Here is a 16094-nt window from a genome sequence, read left to right on the forward strand (position 1 = left end):
TTGTGGAATGATCGGACAGGTATGCGCCTTCGCATCGCTTCCAACCACGGATTGCCACGACGACATGATGATTGCCCGCCTCGCTTGCGCCTGGGCTTCGGTCTTAGCCTTTCAGTTCTTCGGCAGTGCGCTGCTGGGGCAGCTCGGCGCTCCAATCCCTTCGCTGCTCATCTTCGCGTGGCTGCTCGGCGTGATCGTCTGGTCGGCTTTCGGCGTGGTGCACGAGGCCGATGAGCTGGCGCATCGGCTCGGCGAACCCTATGGCACGCTGATCCTGACGCTCTCGATCGTCATCATCGAGGTGGCGCTGATCTCGGCGGTCATGCTCGGCGCCAAGGGCGCGCCGACGCTCGGGCGCGACACGATGTTCGCCGTGCTGATGATCGTGCTCAACGGCGTGGTCGGCATCGGCCTGCTGCTCGGCGGTCTCAGGCATTTCTCGCAGGGCTACAATCTCAAGGGCGCTTCGGCCTATCTCGCGGTGATCATCCCGCTGACCCTGATCCCGCTTGTGCTGCCGAACTTCACCACGTCGACCGCCGATGGCACGCTGACGACCTTCCAGTCGATCGCGTTCTCGCTCTTCACCCTGCTGCTCTACGGCGCCTTCCTGATCCTGCAGACGGGTCGCCACAGCGTGTTCTTCCAGGAGCCGGCGGGCGAATCGAACATGCCCTATGGGGCCGCCTATATCCGGGGCAAGATGCAATCGGAATCCGGGTTGGCATCGCAGCCCACGCCCGATCCTGGTCCGGCGGAGGAGCCGCCCCATGTGACATCGGGAGGCTCCACCCAATCCCATGTCATCCTTCTGCTCCTGAACATCCTGCCGATCGTAATCCTGGCGAAGAGTCTTGCGACCGTGCTGGATTTCGGGATTGCGAGCCTCGGCGCCCCGGTTGCGCTCGGCGGCATCCTGATCGCGATGGTGGTGTTCACGCCCGAATGCATCGCCGCGCTGCGGGCCATCACCACCAACCAGCTGCAGCGGGCGATCAACCTCTGCCTCGGCGCAGCAGCCTCGACGCTCGGACTAACGGTGCCGGCGGTTCTCGTGATCGGGCTGATCACCGGGCAGCCGGTGGTGCTCGGCCTGTCCGGCACCAACATGGTCATCCTGGCGATGACGCTCCTGCTCTCGACGCTGACCTTCACCGGTACGCGCACCACCATGCTGGAGGGCGCGGTGCACCTTTCGGTGTTCTTCGTCTTCCTGGTGCTGGTCTTCAGCCCCTGACGGGGCCGGACTGGGCCGCTTCCGGTTCGGCCGGCGTGCCGTTGCCGGCCGGGGCGATCCTGAGCGCGGTCAGCCGGTTGCGGCTCTTGCGCATCACCTCGAAGCGGAAACCGTGGAAGGTGAAGGCCTGGCCGGCATCGGGGATGGCGCGCGCCTCATGGATGACGAGGCCGGCGATGGTCGTCGCCTCCGCATCCGGCAATTGCCAGTCCATTGCCCGGTTGAGGTCGCGGATCGGTACGCCGCCATCGACGATGACCGCGCCGTCCGGCTGCTGGCGCAGGCCGGGCACAGCGACGTCATGTTCGTCGTGGATGTCCCCGACGATCTCCTCGAGGATGTCCTCGAGCGTGACCAGCCCCATCACCTCGCCATATTCGTCGACCACCAGCGCGAAATGCGTCTTGCGGGCGAGGAAGCCCTTGAGCTGCTCGGGCAGGGGCGTGTTGACCGGCACGAACCAGGGCGCGAAGGCGATTCCGGCGACATCGAGCTTGCCGGCGTCGCCGCCGGCGGCGTCGAGCGCGCGCAGCAGGTCCTTGGCGTGCAGGATGCCGACGATGTTCTCCGGCTTGTCGCGCCAGAGCGGCATCCGTGTATAGGGCGAGGCCAGCACCTCGCGCACGATCGTCTCCGGGCCGAGATCGAGATTGATCGTGCGCATCTTGGTGCGGTGGATCATCACGTCGGCGACTTCGAGCTGCTTCAGGTCGAGCAGCCCGCTGACCATGTCGCCATCGGCCTTCTCGACCATGCCGCCCTGGCGCATCAGCTCGACCTGGTCACGCAGAATCTCGTCGATCGCCAGCACCGGGCGCTGCGAATCGATCCGCAGGCCGAACAGGCCGAGCACGCGACGAGCGAACCATTGCATCAGCCGCACCGGCGGGCCGAACACAGCAAGCAGACGGGCCACCGGGCGCACCAGCTTGAGCGCCATGCGTTCGGGGTCGGCGACGGCCGCCATGCGCGGCGCCAGTTCCCCGAGCACGACGATGATCAGCGCGACCGCGATCGCGAGGCCGGCTGCGCCGCTGGCGCCGAAGGAGGCCAGCGCGGCATAGGCGGCGAAGCTCGCCGTCGCGGTCTTCACCAAGGTTCGCGCCAGCAGGAAGACGCCACTCAGGCGCTCGCGATCGTCGAGGACGCGTAGCGTAATGGCGGCACGGCGGCTGCCCGCCTTTTCCTGGGCAGCGAGCCTGGCACGAGAGAGCGCGTGAAGCGCCGCATCGGCTGCGGCCAGGAAGCCGGTCAGCAGGACGCCGAGCGCGACGACGGCGAGGGCGAGCCAGGGATCGAGATGCGGAATGGCGACCATGGAAGGAAGCGCTCAGGTCCCCGCGAGTTCGCTCTCGATGAAGTCGTGCACCGTCTCGGCGGTGACGCCGGGCGCGATGAAACTCCTGCCGATGCCATGCGCCAGGATGAAGGTCAGCGCGCCGCGCTTGACCTTCTTGTCCTGCGTCATCGCCTCGACGATCTCGCCGGCCGTGCCGGCACCGCCGGGCACGTCCTGCAGCCTGGTGGGCAGGCCGACGGTGGTGAGGTGAGCAGCGACGCGACCTGCATCCTGCCCGGGGCAGAGGCCGAGGCGCTGCGAGAAGCGGAAGGCGAGGCAAAGCCCGATCGCGACGGCTTCGCCATGGACGAGCCGGGTGGAATCGTAACGGGTCAAGCGCTCCAGCGCATGGGCGAAGGTGTGGCCGAGATTGAGCAGCGCCCGGTCGCCATCCTCGCGCTCGTCGCGCGCCACGACGGCGGCCTTGGCCCGGCAGGCGGTCGCGACGGCATGGTCGCGCTCGGGGCCGCCAGCCATGACGCGGCGCCAGTTGACCTCGCACCAGTCGAAGAAGCCGGCATCGTCGATCAGCCCGTATTTCACGACCTCGGCATAGCCGGCCTTGAACTCGCGCTCGCTCAGCGTGTCGAGCAAAGCGGTGTCGCAGATCACCAGCGCGGGCTGATGAAAGGCGCCGATCAGGTTCTTGCCATGGCTGGAGTTGATCCCGGTCTTGCCGCCGACGGAGGAATCGACCTGGGCGAGCAGGCTGGTCGGAATCTGGATGAGGCGCACGCCGCGGCGCAGTACGGAAGCAGCGAAGCCGGAGAGATCGCCGACGACGCCGCCACCGAGCGCGATGACGAGGTCGTTGCGCTCGATCTTGGCGGCAAGCAGCCCGTCGCAGAGCTCGATGAAGCGGGCATAGGATTTGGAAGCCTCGCCCGGTGGAATGACCAGGCGCGTCGTCGTGACGCCGGCCTGATGCAGGCAGGTTTCGAGCGCCGGCGCATGCAGGGCAGCGAGGTTCTCGTCGGTGACAATGGCGGCGCGGGCTCCAGGGCTCAGCGCGGCGATGGTCTCCGCAGCCTCGCAGAGCTGATGGCGGCCGATCAGGATGTCATAGGAGCGCTCGGCCAGCGCGACCGGCACGACGATACGCGCCGCAGCAGCGGCTTCAGAGGCCTTCAGGGCGCTCATCGCATGCCCTCCTCGCGCAGCCGGCGGTCGAGCGCAGCCATCGCATCCTCGACGACGACTTCGTGCGGGTCGTCGCGGGAGATCAGCGTGATGTCGGCAAGTGCATAGACCGGCTCGCGCTCAGCCAGCATCCGGTGCATGGTCGCCTCCGGATCGGTCGTCTGGAGCAAGGGGCGGTTGCTGCGCTTGCGGACGCGGCGCATCAGCACGTCGAATTCGGCCTTGAGCCAGATCGAGACGCCGAGCTCGGCGATGCGAGCGCGGGTGTCGGCGTTCATGAAGGCGCCACCGCCGGTCGCCAGCACCAGCGGCGCGCGCGTCGCCAGAATGCGGGAGATGACCCGGCGCTCGCCATCGCGGAACTCGCTCTCGCCGCGCTGGGCGAAGATTTCCGGGATCGTCATGCCGGCGGCGGTCTCGATCTCGGTGTCGGCGTCGACGAAGGGCAGGCCCAGGCGCGCGCCAAGGCGCTTGCCGACCGAGCTCTTGCCTGAGCCCATCATGCCCACCAGCACCACCGCCCGCGCCCCAAGCGTTGCACGCAGGGCGATCCGGTCCACCTGTTCGATCGTTTCCGCCATCGTCATCGAAAGAATTCCTCCCGCCCGCTCTAGCATGAGGATCGCAGCGCCGCCACGCCTCGTGCGGCGCGGTTGACCGGGGCTCTCAAGCCGGGCTTGTAGCGCGGCGACGAGGGTGACGGGGACATGATGCCGGTAGCCGGAGAGGATTGCGGGATCGCCGGATTGCGGCCGCCCTTCGTGCTGCTGGAGGATCGCTCCGGGGCGGGACAGGCGCTGCTCTTCGCCGATCCCGTTGAGATCGTGGAGACTACCGAGCCTTCTGAAATTGCCGATGCTTTCGCTCAAATCGAGACTGGATTGGCGCGGGGCCTCTACGCGGCGGGATTTCTCTCCTACGAGCTTGGCTACGCATTCGAGCCCCGCCTTGCCGGATTGCTGCCGGTCGGACGGAGCCTGCCGCTGCTCTGGTTCGGCCTGTTCGAGGCGCCGCGCAGCATCGCGCGAGCAGCGCTCGACCGAGAGTTCGGAATGTTGTTTCCGCCGCCGCTGGAGGCGCTCGCGTTCGGCCTGGATGAGGCCGGTCACGCAGCGGCCGTGCAGCGCGTGCTCGACTATCTCCACGCCGGCGACGCCTATCAGGTCAACCTGACCTTCCCGATCCGCTTCCGCTATCGCGGTGATCCGCTGGCGCTCTATGGCGCGCTCAGGGCGAGCCAGCCGGTCGCGCATGGCGGCATGGTCGCGACGGGTGAAGCGAGCATCCTCTCGGTCTCGCCCGAGCTGTTCATCGAGACATCGGGCGGGCGCGCCATCACCCGGCCGATGAAGGGGACGGCGGCACGTGGCGGCGATGCGCAGGCCGACGAGGCAGCGAAGGTGGCTTTGCGCGCTGATCCGAAGCAGCGGGCCGAGAACCTGATGATCGTCGACCTCTTGCGCAACGATCTGAGCCGGGTCAGCGAAACCGGTTCCGTCGCGGTGCCGGCCTTGTTCAGCGTCGAGACCTATCCCGGCTTCCACACGCTGACCTCGACGGTGACGAGCCAGCTGCGGCCGGGCCTATCGCTCCTGAAGCAGATGCAGGCGCTGTTCCCCTGCGGCTCAGTCACCGGGGCGCCGAAGCTGCGGGCGATGGAGATCATCCGCGAGCACGAAACTGCACCGCGCGACATCTATACCGGGTCGATCGGCATGATCGCGCCGGGTGGCGATATCAGCTTCAACGTTGCGATCCGGACCGCGACGCTGCTGCCGGGCGGTGAGGGCGTCTATGGCGTCGGCGGCGGCATCGTGGTCGATTCCAAGCCTGCCGAGGAATACGCCGAGTGCCGGCTGAAGGCGCGGGTGCTGACCAATCTCGCCGGGGATTACGGGCTGATCGAGACGCTGCGCTGGTCGGGCAGCTATGTCCGGCTGCCCTTGCATCTCGACCGCCTGGCCGCGTCGGCGGAGGCTCTCTGTTTCCGGTTCGATCGCGAGCAGCTGCTCGCGCAGCTGCGTGAGGCCGAAGCGTTATTCCAGATTGGCGAGGATCGCCGCGTTCGTTGCCAGCTGTGCCGCGACGGCACGCTTCAGATCACGGCGGTGCCTATGCCGCTTGCGGCCGATGGTGCGGTCCGTCTCGCCATTGCCAGCCAGCGGGTCGATGCCGGCGATCCGTTCCTGCGCCACAAGACCACGCGCCGGGCGGCCTATGAACGGGCTTTCGCCGAGGCGACGTCGCAAGGTTGCGGCGATGCCTTGCTGCTGAACCGGCAGGGCTTCGTCACCGAGACCAGCCGCAGCAACATCTTCGTCGAGCGCGACGGTGTCTTGCTGACGCCGCCGCTGGAGCACGGGCTGTTACCGGGCGTGCTGCGGCGCGAGCTGATCGAAACCGGCGCCGCCCGCGAGGCGCCCCTGCGTCTCGACGATCTCCGGCAGGCCGGGAGCTGGTTCGTTGGCAACAGCCTGCGCGGGCTGCAGCTTGCAGAGATCGCAGGCTCCGCCCTTGCATCCGATGCCCCCAATCAGAAATAACGGTTGGGGTGCATGGGGAATCGCCGGCAGTGCCGACGCTGTTCAAGTTTCTGACGTTTCTCGCGGTTATCGCCGGCCTGATCTATGGCGGCATGATCGCGCTGGTGACTTTCGTGCAGCCCGAGCCGCGCGAGATGGTCGAGGTCGTGCCGCCCTCGAAGCTGCAGAAATGAGCAAGCAGGCGCGCGCCTGGCTGAACGGCTTCCTCGACATGCTGGCTGCCGAGCGTGGCGCCGCCAAGAACACGCTCGAAGCCTATGAGCGCGATCTCGACGACTATCTCGGCTTCGCCGCGAGCCAGGGCGGGCCGGCGGCGATCACGGCCGGTGATGTTCGCGCCTATCTCGTCGACTTGTCGGAGCGCGGGCTCAAAGCCTCCTCGGCGGCGCGGCGGCTCTCGGCGGTCCGGCAGTTCCATCGTTTCCTCTACACGGAAGGGCTGGCGGGAGGCGATCCGACCGCGGCGATCGAGGGGCCGCGGCTCGGCCGGCCGCTACCGAAGGTGCTCAGCGTCGTCGAGGTCGACCGGCTAATCGGCACGGCGCAGCAGATGGCGGAGCAGGAGAAGCAATCGCCGGCGGCGCGGGCGCGCAGCGTCAGGATGCGCTGCTTGATCGAGATGCTCTACGCCACCGGCCTGCGCGTCTCCGAGCTGATCGCACTGCCGCTCTCGGCCGCGACCACGCGCGAACGTTTTCTCGTCGTGCGCGGCAAGGGCGACAAGGACCGGCTGGTGCCGCTGAATGAGGCGGCGCGCGTTGCGGCCGTGGCGCATCTCGCCTTTTTGCGCGAGCAGGGCGCGGCCGAGGGGCGCTGGCTCTTTCCCTCCGATGGCGAGAGCGGGCACCTCACCCGCCAGGCTTTCGGGCGCGACCTCAAATCGCTCGCGGCGGCGGCGGGCCTATCGCCGGCGAAGGTTTCGCCGCATGTGCTACGGCACGCCTTCGCCAGCCATCTCTTGCAGAACGGCGCGGACCTGCGCGTCGTGCAGGAGCTGCTCGGCCATGCCGACATCGCGACGACGCAGATCTACACCCACATCCTCGACGAGCGGCTGAAGAGTATGGTGCGCGACCTGCACCCGCTGATGGACGGCGAGAGCTAGCTCAGGCTGCGTTCGGTGTACTCGGAGCCGGCTCCTCGCCCCTCCTGCCGCAGAGCGCCAGCATGGCGCGGGCGATTTCGGCCTCGCCCATGATGGTGCGGCTGGCGCCGCATTCCCTGAGATGCTCGACCTCGGCGACGGAATGGGCCCGGGCGATGATCGGCAGGCCGGGATTCTGCTTGCGGGCCTGCTCGCAGACCTGGCCGGCTTCGAAACTGCCGGGAATGGCGACGAAGAGGCGTTTTGCCTGCGCCAGCCCGGCGGCAGCGAGCACTTCCGGATCGGCGGCATTGCCGACGAGGACCTCGGCGCCGTCGCGCCTTGCGGCGGCGACGCCATCGTCCTGGTCCTCGATCACCAGCAGCTTCTCGCCCATGGCCGCGAGGCCGGCGCCGAGCAGCGAGCCGACGCGGCCATAGCCGACGACGACGATATGGTCGGTGAGAGCGGTCGGCGCGATGTCGCGTTCGGGGGCGGGAGCAGGCTCGGGCTCCGGCGCAGCTGCTGGAGCCTCCGGTACCGGCGCCGGTACTGCCTCGGCTGGCTTTGGCTTGGCCGGCGCCGGCTCGGGCGGGGCGAAGCGGTCGACCAGCTTGAACAGCAGCGGGTTGAGCACGATCGAGAAGATTGCGCCGGCCAGGATCAGGTCACGGCCCTGCTCGGGCAGCAGCTTCAGCGAGACGCCGAGCCCGGCGAGGATGAAGGAGAACTCGCCGATCTGCGCCAGGCTCGCAGAAATCGTCAGTGCGACCTGATCGGGCTTGCCGAAGGCGCGCACGATCAGCCAGGCCGCCAGGGTCTTGCCGAACAGGATGATCGCGATGGTGGCGATCAGCGGGAATGGCGAGCGCAACAGGATGCCGGGGTCGAACAGCATGCCGACCGAGACGAAGAACAGGACGGCGAAGGCATCGCGGAGCGGCAAGGATTCCTCGGCGGCGCGATGGCTGAGCGGCGATTCGCTCAGAATCATGCCGGCGAAGAAGGCGCCGAGCGCGAAGGAGACGCCGAACAGGCTTGCGGCGAGATAGGCCACGCCGAGCGCGATCGCGAGCACGGCGAGGCGGAAGAGCTCGCGCGAGCCGGTATGGGCGACCCAATGCAGGATCCAGGGGATCAACCGACGCCCGATAATCAGCATGAAGGCGACGAAGGCGGCGACCTTGGCGAGCGTCAGGCCGAGCACGCCCCAGAGGCCGAGATCGAAGCGCGTCGCCAGCGGCCCACTTCCGGCAGCGGCGCCGGAGCCGCCGTTCAGCACATCGGCGACCGCCGGGATCATGACCAGCGCGAGGACCATGGCGAGGTCCTCGACGATCAGCCAGCCGACGGCGATCTTGCCCTTTTCGGTCTGGACGATGCGGCGCTCCTGCAAGGTGCGCAGCAGCACGACGGTACTGGCGACCGAGAGCGCCAGGCCGAAGACGAGGCCGGCGATCACGGTCCAGCCGAGCAGCAGCGCGAGGCCCAGCCCGAGCAGCGTGGCTGCAGCTATCTGCACCAATGCACCCGGCACGGCGATGGCGCGGACCGAGAGCAGATCCTTCAGCGAAAAATGCAGGCCGACGCCGAACATCAGCAGGATGACGCCGATTTCGGCGAGGTCGTTGGCGAGGCCCTGATCGGCGACGAAACCGGGGGTGAACGGGCCGACCGCGACGCCGGCGAGGAGATAGCCGACGAGCGGGGAAACCTTCAATTTCTGCGCCAGCGCCCCAAAGACGAAGGCGAGGCCGAGGCCCATGACGATGATGGCGATCAATGGACCGTGATGCATGGGTCTCCGGCGGGCAGGCGGGAAGGGATGTCGCGACTTTGCGGATCGCCGCGGACCAATTCAACCTTCGATGGCAGACAAAAGTCGTGAAGCAGCTGCGACATGGCGCGCAAGGGCGAGGTCAGGCCTTGGTCGGCTTGTGCTCGAGCAGGATCTGGCCCTGTTTCTCGACGCTGAGCTTGAGCTTCTCGGCGAAGATCGCGAGCAGCAGAGGCAGCATCACCTCGACGCGCACCAGCGCATCCTCGACCTCGATCTTGCCGTTGACGGTCTGGCCGAGCGCCGCGACGCCGAACTGCAGCGTGTCGCCCTGCCAGCTCTCCTCGACGAGCTGCATGCCGAAGCCGCCGAGCTTGTCGCGGACCTTGCCGACGCCGCCCTGCAGTCGCTGGCGGGCCGCCTCGCGGCCGAGCGAATGCGAGATCGTTATAGTGACGGGGCGTTTCATGCGTCAGGTCCCGGAGGCGTGAGCGAACTGGCGTGCCGTTGAGATGGGCTCCACCGCGGGCGCTTGCAACCGTCTATGGACACGACCTTGAACGAAGTCGTCCCGAGCCACCATGAGGCGACCCGGGACGACGTGTATGAAGTGAAACTGGGTTTGAGGATCAGTTGCTGCGGGCTTCGAGCGCCTGCTGGCCATGGGGCGTGACCTTCCAGAGCTCATCGCCGGGCTCTGCCAGACCGCGACCTTCAAGCAGGCGCAGCATCGCCTCGCCGAAGATGAAGCGGCGCGTTTCCTCGTTGATGCTCTCGAGCGCGATCCACTCTGGATCGGTCATCACGATGGTCTGCGGATTCGTCGCGGTCTCGGCCATATCGTCCTCCTCCGTGGCGGTTGCGGCGGTTAGACGCAAAATCGCGAGCAATCTTGGAGAGTATATGGCCGGCTTCGGGTGGCGCTGCGGCAATTGCGCGGGTTTTCCGGGTTAGACGGCGGTTTTTCCGGATGAGCCCTAGCCGTAGGGCAGGCGCAGGCCCGCCTCGGCGGCGCAGGCCTTGAGCGCGAGCAGGATCGCGTTCTCGTTGGTCTCGACGCCGTGGCGCTGCAGGCAAGGCACCAGGATCGCCGCCTCGGCATGGCCGGCCGGGCCGATCACCGGGCAGGCAATGTCGGTGACGGCGAGGATGTCGCGGCTCGCCGCGATGCGGTGGCCGAGCGTGCGAATCTCTGCCAGCGCGACCTGCGTCTCCGGCTCGTCGAGACGCTGCCGGATCTCCGTCGGCGCCTCGCGCATCAGCCCGCGCCGGCGCGCTTCCGACTGGAAGGCGAGGATCAGCAGGCCGGAATTGGCGTCGAGCGCCGGGCGGCCATAGCCGGGGCGGACGATGACGCTGGCGTCGAGATGGCCGGCGGTGGTGGCGAGCACCACGGTCTGCGCCCGGCTCAGCACGACGAGATGGGCGGCCTGGCCGCTCTCCTCGCTGAAACGCTCCATCAATGGCAGCACGACAGAGGTGAGCTGTTTGCCGCCCGGCGTCCTGATGCCGAGATCGAACAGGCGGCGCGACAGGCCGAGCCGGTCGGTTCCCGCCTCGCGCTCGAGATAGCCGCGCTGCTGCAGCACGAAGACCATGCGGAAGATCTCGCTCTTCGAGCGCTGCAGCCGCTCGGCGATGACGCGGGTCGAGAGCGGTTCGCCGGTGTCGGCCAGCAGTTCGAGGATATCGAGGCCCTTCTCCAGGGCCGGCGCGGCATAGGCCGCTTTCTCGTCATTCTCGGCTTCAGGGAAAACGCTCATGCTACGCCTGTTTCATATGTGAAACTTGACATCAAATAAGAAGCCAAACTAGCCTCCGGGTAAAGAGGGGGAGAAATGACCGCATCGCCGCAGCATTCGTCCAGCCTATCCGGACGGCGGGCCCATGGCCCGCGGCCCCAGCAGGGCTGACGGCGATGAAGTACGGGCTCCAGTTTCGCGACGTCTTTGCGGCCTGGGAGTCTATCCTCGACGGCGTCTGGATCACGCTTCTGCTTTCGGTGGCGGCGATGCTCGGCGGGCTCGTCATCGGCGTGCTCTGCGCGGCCGGACGAACCTATGGCCCGGCCTGGCTGCGCCGCATCGTCGGTGCCTATGTCGAGATCATCCGCAATACGCCGCTGTTGGTGCAGCTCTTCCTGATCTTCTTCGGGCTGCCGAGCTTTGGGGTCCGGCTCGACGGGCTCACCGCCGCGATGATCGCGCTCGTCATCAACCTCGGCGCCTACACCACCGAGATCGTCCGCGCCGGGCTGGAAGCCGTGCCGAAGGCGCAGATCGAGGCTGGCCATTCGCTCGGGCTCTCCGGCCTGCAGGTCTTCCGCTACATCGTCGTCTTCCCGGCGCTGAAGGCGATGTTCCCGGCGCTCGCCAGCCAGTTCGTGTTGCTGATGCTGGCGACCAGCGTCGCCTCGCAGATCTCGGTACAGGACCTGTTCCACGCCGCATCGATCGTGCAGTCGCGCACCTTCCGCGATTTCGAGGTCTACACCGTGATCGGGGTGCTCTATCTCGCGCTTGCCATCGGCTTCCGCGGCCTCTTCGCCCTGATCTACCGTGTGGTGTTCGTGCGATGATCCGGGAATTCGGCCTCATCGATGTGATGTACCTGATCGCCGCGGCGCGCTGGACGATCGCGCTGACAGCAGTCGCCTTCGCCGGCTCGGCCGTACTTGGGCTGGGGCTCGCGATCCTGCGTATCCTGCCGATCGCACCACTGCGCTGGTTTTCGGCGACCTATATCCAGCTGGTCCAAGGCACGCCGCTCCTAGTCTGGCTGTTCCTGATTTTCTTCGGCCTGCCGCTCGCCGGCATCTCGGTCAACCCCTGGATCGCGGCCGCCGTCGCCTTCTCGGTCTATGGCTCGGCCTTCCTCGGCGAGATCTGGCGGGGGGCGCTGACCTCGATCGCAAAAACACAATGGGAGGCCGGCTCCTCGCTCGGTCTCTCGCTCGCCGAGCAGCTGCGCTACGTCATCATCCCGCAATCGATCCGGATCGCGATTCCGCCGACGGTCGGCTTCCTGGTGCAGCTGATCAAGAACACCTCGCTTGCTGCTGTCATCGGCTTCGTCGAGCTCACCCGCGAGGGCCAGCTCACCGCGGCCGGCACCTACAAGCCCTTCGCCGTCTACATCACCGTCGCCTGCATCTATTTCGCGATGTGCTTCCCCCTCACGCAATGGAGCCGCTCGCTCGAGCGGAAGCTCGATGTCGCTCGTTGAAATCCAGGACGTCAGCAAGAGCTACGGCACCAACCAGGTGCTGAAGGGCGTCTCGCTCGATGTCGCGAAGGGCGAGGTCGTCGCCGTGATCGGCCGCTCGGGCTCGGGCAAAAGCACGCTGCTGCGCTGCGTCAACGGGCTGGAACCGGTCCAGGCCGGCACGATCCGCGTCGATGGGATCAAGGTCAACGACCCCGCCACCGACCTGCGCAAGCTCCGGCAGGAGGTCGGCATCGTCTTCCAGAGCTTCAACCTGTTCCCGCATCTCTCGGTCGCCGACAATATCACGCTCGCCCCGCGCGTCGTGAAGAAGCAGCGCCCCGACGAGGCGCGCGCGGTTGCCCGCGAGGTGCTGGCCCGCGTTGGACTGGAAGACAAGCTCGACGCCTACCCCGCCCAGCTCTCCGGCGGCCAGCAGCAGCGTGTCGCGATTGCGCGTTCGCTCGCCATGCGGCCGAAGCTGATGCTGTTCGACGAGGTCACCTCGGCGCTCGATCCCGAGCTCACGGGCGAGGTGCTGAAGGTGCTGGAATCCGTGGCGCAGGAGGGCATGACCATGATCCTCGTCACCCATGAGATGGGCTTTGCCCGCAGGTTCGGCTCCCGCGTCGTCTTCATGCACGAGGGCCGCATCCACGAAGAAGGCCAGGCCGCGGCGGTGCTCGCCGAGCCGAAGACGCCCGAGCTCAAGACCTTCCTCAGCGCGGTTCTGCACTGAGGCAGGGAAGATCAGTTCCAGTACCGGTCAACGAGGGGAGAGAAAGATGCGTAAACTGTTTGCAGGCCGTTCATTCCTAGCAGGACTTGCGGCGATGGCGATCGCCGCGTTCGGCGCGGTCGAGGCTAAGGCCGACAAGCTCCAGGACATCCTGTCCAAGGGCGTGGTGCGCATCGGCGTGCCGCTCGACGCCCCGCCCTTCGGCTCGCAGGACGCCAACCGCAACGCGGTCGGCTTCGACATCGAGTTCGCCGAGATGGTCGCCAAGGGGCTCGGTGTGAAGCTGGAGATGCAGCAGATCACCGGCGCCAACCGCATCCCGTTCCTGCTGACTGACAAGGTCGACATCGTCATCTCGGTGATGGGGCTGACCCCCGAGCGCGCCCGGCAGATCCAGTTCACCGCGCCCTATGCCAACACGTTTCTTGCCGTCTACGGCGCGAAATCGGCCAATGTGACGAGCCCGGAAACGATCGGCTCGAACCGCGTCGCCGCCGCCAAGGGCACGACGCAGGAACTCGCCATCACCGCGACGGCGCCGAAGGCGAGCATCATGCGCACCGAGGACGACGCGACGGCCGCCGCCGCCTACATCACCGGCCAGGCGGACCTGCTCGCGACCAATTCGATCGTCGCCCAGGCGCTCGCCAAGCAGAACCCGAGCAAGGAGTTCGAGCGCAAGTTCGTCATCCGCCGCAGCCCGGCGCATATGGGCGTGCAGATGGACCAGCATAATCTGGTGCGCTGGCTCGACGGCTTCATCTTCTTCAACAGTATGAACGGCGAGCTCGACCGGCTGCACAAGAAGTATCTGGACATGCCGATGGACCCGCTGCCGACGCTGTGAGTGGCAGCATCCGTCGTCATTCTCGGGCGTAGCGAAGCGCAGACCCGAGAATCTCATGACGAGTAGGCACCGGCTGGCGCCTCCTTCGGCCTGAGATGCTCGGGTCAAGCCCGAGCATGACGCCCTTCTTGACCCTCCCCAATCCAGGAGAGGGCTTCCCAGGTCACGTCCATCGAGCCCTGCCATGACCAGTTCCCGCCAGAAGCCGACACCGCGCCCATCCAGCGCCTTCCTCACCGTCGATCCGGAGAAGGACGGCAAGCAGGTCGGCTTCCTGATGATCCCGCATTCGCCGCATGACGACGCCTGGGGCGCGACGCGGATACCGGTCGCGATCATCAAGAACGGCTCGGGGCCGACCGCGATCCTCGAAGGCGGCAACCATGGCGACGAGTACGAAGGGCCGATCGCGATCTGCGACATGATCCGCGATCTCGATCCCGGCCGGGTGCAAGGGCGGCTCATTCTGATGCCGGCGAACAATGTCCACGCCGTCATCGCCGGCCAGCGCACCTCGACGGTCGATGGGCTCAATTTCAACCGGACCTTCCCGGGCGATCCGCGTGGCACCATCACCCAGCAGATCTCGGCCTTCGTCAGTGACCATATCCTGCCGCTGGGCGATGCCTTCCTCGACCTGCATTCCGGCGGCTCCTCGCTCGATATCATTCCGAGCGCCATCGTCGAGCCGACCGACGATCCCGAGCTGCACAAGCGCAATGTCGCGGCGGTTCAGGCCTTCGACGCGCCGATGACCGTGGTGATCTCCAATCTTGGCGAGCCGCGCACCGCGACGGCGACCGCCTGCCGGCAAGGACTCGTCACGGTCGGGACGGAGATGGCGGGCGCCGGCACGGTCTCGCTCGACGCGCTCAAGGTCTGTCGACGCGGCGTCGCCAATGTGCTCGACCATCTCGGCATCGTCAGGCGCAACAAGCCGGAGCCGCGCAGTGGCGGCGGGCAGGTGCTCGAACTGCCGGGAACTGCGGCTTACGTCTACGCCACGGCCGACGGCGTCTTCGAGCCCTTCCATGCCAATGGCGAAAAGGTCAGCGCGGGCCAGCCGGCCGGACGCATCCATTGCACCTGGGATCCGACGCGCCCGCCGGAGACGTTGCACTACGCCGCCGACGGCATCCTCTATGGCCGGCGCCAGCCGGGCCGGGTCAGGCCGGGCAATTGCTGCCTGATCGTGGCGGCTCCCTATCGCGGGGTGCTGTCGTGATCGGCCTCGACGATATCCGGGCGGCGCGCTGGCGGATTGCGCCGCATATCCGCAAGACGCCGACCTTGCCCTATGCCCAGCTCAGCTCGCGCGAGGATTTCGGCGGCACGGTGACGCTGAAGCTCGAATTGCTGCAGGCGGCCGGCTCGTTCAAGGCGCGTGGCGCGATGAACCGGTTGCTGACGCTCTCGGAGGATGAGCTCAAGCGCGGCGTCGTCACCGCCTCGGGCGGCAATCACGGGCTCGCCATCGCCCGCTCGGCCCGTGTCCTCGGCGTCAGCGCCAAGATTTTCCTGCCGTCCAATGTCGTCGCCGACAAGGTCGCCAAGCTGAAGAAGTGGGGCGCCGATGTCGAGATCGTCGGCGCGATCTGGGACGATGCCAATGCCGCCGCGCTCGCTTACGCCGAGAAGACCGGCGCGACCTATGCCCATCCGTTCAGCGATCCCGTCGTGGTCGCCGGTCAGGGCACGCTCGGCCTCGATATCCTCGACGAGATGCCGGAGGTCGACGTCATCCTCGTCGCGATCGGCGGCGGCGGCCTGATCACCGGGCTGTCCACCGCGGTGAAGGCGCTCAGGCCGCAGACGCGCATCATCGGCATCGAGCCCTATGGCTCGCCGACGCTGCATGCCTGCCTCGAAGCCGGCAAACTGGTCACACTCGACAAGCTCGAGACGAAAGTCGCGACGATGTCGTGCCGGCGCACCGACCAGGCGATCTATGAGGCAGTCGCGCGCAATGTCGACGAGATCGTGCTGGTCAGCGACGAGGAGATGGAGCAGGCGGCGCAATCGCTCTGGTTCGAGTTCGGCATCGCCGCGGATCTCTCGGGCGCAGCGGCGGTTGCGGCCCTGCAGGCGAAGCGCTTCGTGCCGGCGCCGGGCAGCAAGGTCTGCGCGTTGGTCTGCGGGGCCGGGACGGACGGGACCTGACCCTGGCCGTCATGCTCGGGCTTG

General features: G+C 67.2%; 17 protein-coding genes. 10 read left to right on the forward strand and 7 right to left on the reverse strand.

The window, feature by feature from the left end:
• Positions 1-64 precede the first annotated feature (64 nt).
• A complete protein-coding gene (locus tag BLM15_RS24180) occupies positions 65-1237 on the forward strand; it encodes a calcium:cation antiporter (protein WP_126115139.1) in 1173 nt (390 codons plus the stop codon).
• Here BLM15_RS24180 and BLM15_RS24185 read toward each other — a convergent pair.
• The 3 genes from BLM15_RS24185 to BLM15_RS24195 are packed head-to-tail and all read right to left on the reverse strand — an operon-like array spanning position 1227 to position 4303.
• Positions 1227-2555 carry an HlyC/CorC family transporter gene (locus BLM15_RS24185; RefSeq protein WP_126115140.1) on the reverse strand — a complete coding sequence of 443 codons (1329 nt, stop codon included), beginning with the start codon at positions 2553-2555 and terminating at the stop codon, positions 1227-1229. The genes BLM15_RS24180 and BLM15_RS24185 overlap by 11 nt on opposite strands.
• Positions 2556-2567: 12 nt before the next feature.
• Entirely contained in the window at positions 2568-3716 is a 1149-nt protein-coding gene (aroB, locus tag BLM15_RS24190; RefSeq protein ID WP_126115141.1) for a 3-dehydroquinate synthase, read from the reverse strand.
• Positions 3713-4303, reverse strand: coding sequence for a shikimate kinase (locus tag BLM15_RS24195; RefSeq protein WP_126115142.1), 591 nt, complete (start codon positions 4301-4303; stop codon positions 3713-3715). Before BLM15_RS24195 ends, aroB begins: the two co-directional genes overlap by 4 nt.
• Before the next feature lie 120 nt (positions 4304-4423).
• On the opposite strand from BLM15_RS24195, the gene BLM15_RS24200 reads away from it, so the two are divergent.
• The 3 genes from BLM15_RS24200 to BLM15_RS24210 are packed head-to-tail and all read left to right on the forward strand — an operon-like array spanning position 4424 to position 7364.
• Positions 4424-6259, forward strand: a complete 1836-nt coding sequence (locus tag BLM15_RS24200) for an aminodeoxychorismate synthase component I (RefSeq protein ID WP_206438564.1) — start codon at positions 4424-4426, stop codon at positions 6257-6259.
• Between the two features lie 29 nt (positions 6260-6288).
• A complete protein-coding gene (locus tag BLM15_RS24205) occupies positions 6289-6432 on the forward strand; it encodes a histidine kinase (RefSeq protein WP_126115143.1) in 144 nt (47 codons plus the stop codon).
• On the forward strand, positions 6429-7364 hold the full coding sequence (locus BLM15_RS24210; protein WP_126115144.1) for a site-specific tyrosine recombinase XerD: 936 nt from the start codon (positions 6429-6431) through the stop codon (positions 7362-7364). The genes BLM15_RS24205 and BLM15_RS24210 overlap by 4 nt, the downstream gene beginning before the upstream one ends.
• Before the next feature lies 1 nt (position 7365).
• Here BLM15_RS24210 and BLM15_RS24215 read toward each other — a convergent pair whose 3' ends face one another.
• From BLM15_RS24215 to BLM15_RS24230, 4 genes are all read right to left on the reverse strand, one after another.
• Positions 7366-9141, reverse strand: coding sequence for a cation:proton antiporter domain-containing protein (locus BLM15_RS24215; RefSeq protein ID WP_126115145.1), 1776 nt, complete (start codon positions 9139-9141; stop codon positions 7366-7368).
• A 121-nt stretch (positions 9142-9262) separates the two neighbouring features.
• On the reverse strand, positions 9263-9589 hold the full coding sequence (locus BLM15_RS24220; RefSeq protein ID WP_126115146.1) for a polyhydroxyalkanoic acid system family protein: 327 nt from the start codon (positions 9587-9589) through the stop codon (positions 9263-9265).
• A 160-nt stretch (positions 9590-9749) separates the two neighbouring features.
• A complete protein-coding gene (locus tag BLM15_RS24225; protein ID WP_126115147.1) occupies positions 9750-9959 on the reverse strand; it encodes a hypothetical protein in 210 nt (69 codons plus the stop codon).
• Between the two features lie 138 nt (positions 9960-10097).
• Entirely contained in the window at positions 10098-10883 is a 786-nt protein-coding gene (locus BLM15_RS24230; RefSeq protein ID WP_126115148.1) for an IclR family transcriptional regulator, read from the reverse strand.
• 155 nt (positions 10884-11038) lie between these two features.
• On the opposite strand from BLM15_RS24230, the gene BLM15_RS24235 reads away from it, so the two are divergent.
• From BLM15_RS24235 to BLM15_RS24260, 6 genes are all read left to right on the forward strand, one after another.
• Positions 11039-11698 carry an amino acid ABC transporter permease gene (locus BLM15_RS24235; RefSeq protein WP_126115149.1) on the forward strand — a complete coding sequence of 220 codons (660 nt, stop codon included), beginning with the start codon at positions 11039-11041 and terminating at the stop codon, positions 11696-11698.
• Entirely contained in the window at positions 11695-12345 is a 651-nt protein-coding gene (locus BLM15_RS24240; protein ID WP_126115150.1) for an amino acid ABC transporter permease, read from the forward strand. The genes BLM15_RS24235 and BLM15_RS24240 overlap by 4 nt, the downstream gene beginning before the upstream one ends.
• A complete protein-coding gene (locus BLM15_RS24245) occupies positions 12332-13063 on the forward strand; it encodes an amino acid ABC transporter ATP-binding protein (protein ID WP_126115151.1) in 732 nt (243 codons plus the stop codon). The genes BLM15_RS24240 and BLM15_RS24245 overlap by 14 nt, the downstream gene beginning before the upstream one ends.
• Positions 13064-13157: 94 nt before the next feature.
• The gene (locus tag BLM15_RS24250) at positions 13158-13910 is read left to right on the forward strand and encodes a transporter substrate-binding domain-containing protein (RefSeq protein WP_164547625.1); all 753 of its coding nucleotides are present in this window, start codon (positions 13158-13160) and stop codon (positions 13908-13910) included.
• A 184-nt stretch (positions 13911-14094) separates the two neighbouring features.
• The gene (locus BLM15_RS24255; protein ID WP_126115153.1) at positions 14095-15135 is read left to right on the forward strand and encodes a succinylglutamate desuccinylase/aspartoacylase family protein; all 1041 of its coding nucleotides are present in this window, start codon (positions 14095-14097) and stop codon (positions 15133-15135) included.
• Positions 15132-16070 (forward strand): threonine ammonia-lyase, encoded by a 939-nt coding sequence (locus BLM15_RS24260; protein WP_126115154.1) that lies wholly within the window; start codon positions 15132-15134, stop codon positions 16068-16070. Before BLM15_RS24255 ends, BLM15_RS24260 begins: the two co-directional genes overlap by 4 nt.
• Positions 16071-16094 lie beyond the last annotated feature (24 nt).

It is taken from the genome of Bosea sp. Tri-49 (genome assembly GCF_003952665.1).
Lineage (GTDB): Bacteria > Pseudomonadota > Alphaproteobacteria > Rhizobiales > Beijerinckiaceae > Allobosea.

Coding starts and splice junctions, on each gene's coding strand:
- BLM15_RS24200 (WP_206438564.1), top strand. CDS start 4,424: ATGATGCCGGTAGCCGGAGAGGATTGCGGGATCGCCGGATTGCGGCCG.
- BLM15_RS24255 (WP_126115153.1), top strand. CDS start 14,095: ATGACCAGTTCCCGCCAGAAGCCGACACCGCGCCCATCCAGCGCCTTC.
- BLM15_RS24225 (WP_126115147.1), bottom strand. CDS start 9,959: ATGGCCGAGACCGCGACGAATCCGCAGACCATCGTGATGACCGATCCA.
- BLM15_RS24210 (WP_126115144.1), top strand. CDS start 6,429: ATGAGCAAGCAGGCGCGCGCCTGGCTGAACGGCTTCCTCGACATGCTG.
- BLM15_RS24245 (WP_126115151.1), top strand. CDS start 12,332: ATGTCGCTCGTTGAAATCCAGGACGTCAGCAAGAGCTACGGCACCAAC.
- BLM15_RS24240 (WP_126115150.1), top strand. CDS start 11,695: ATGATCCGGGAATTCGGCCTCATCGATGTGATGTACCTGATCGCCGCG.
- BLM15_RS24215 (WP_126115145.1), bottom strand. CDS start 9,141: ATGCATCACGGTCCATTGATCGCCATCATCGTCATGGGCCTCGGCCTC.
- BLM15_RS24195 (WP_126115142.1), bottom strand. CDS start 4,303: ATGACGATGGCGGAAACGATCGAACAGGTGGACCGGATCGCCCTGCGT.
- BLM15_RS24180 (WP_126115139.1), top strand. CDS start 65: ATGATGATTGCCCGCCTCGCTTGCGCCTGGGCTTCGGTCTTAGCCTTT.
- aroB (WP_126115141.1), bottom strand. CDS start 3,716: ATGAGCGCCCTGAAGGCCTCTGAAGCCGCTGCTGCGGCGCGTATCGTC.
- BLM15_RS24235 (WP_126115149.1), top strand. CDS start 11,039: ATGAAGTACGGGCTCCAGTTTCGCGACGTCTTTGCGGCCTGGGAGTCT.
- BLM15_RS24185 (WP_126115140.1), bottom strand. CDS start 2,555: ATGGTCGCCATTCCGCATCTCGATCCCTGGCTCGCCCTCGCCGTCGTC.
- BLM15_RS24230 (WP_126115148.1), bottom strand. CDS start 10,883: ATGAGCGTTTTCCCTGAAGCCGAGAATGACGAGAAAGCGGCCTATGCC.
- BLM15_RS24220 (WP_126115146.1), bottom strand. CDS start 9,589: ATGAAACGCCCCGTCACTATAACGATCTCGCATTCGCTCGGCCGCGAG.
- BLM15_RS24250 (WP_164547625.1), top strand. CDS start 13,158: ATGGCGATCGCCGCGTTCGGCGCGGTCGAGGCTAAGGCCGACAAGCTC.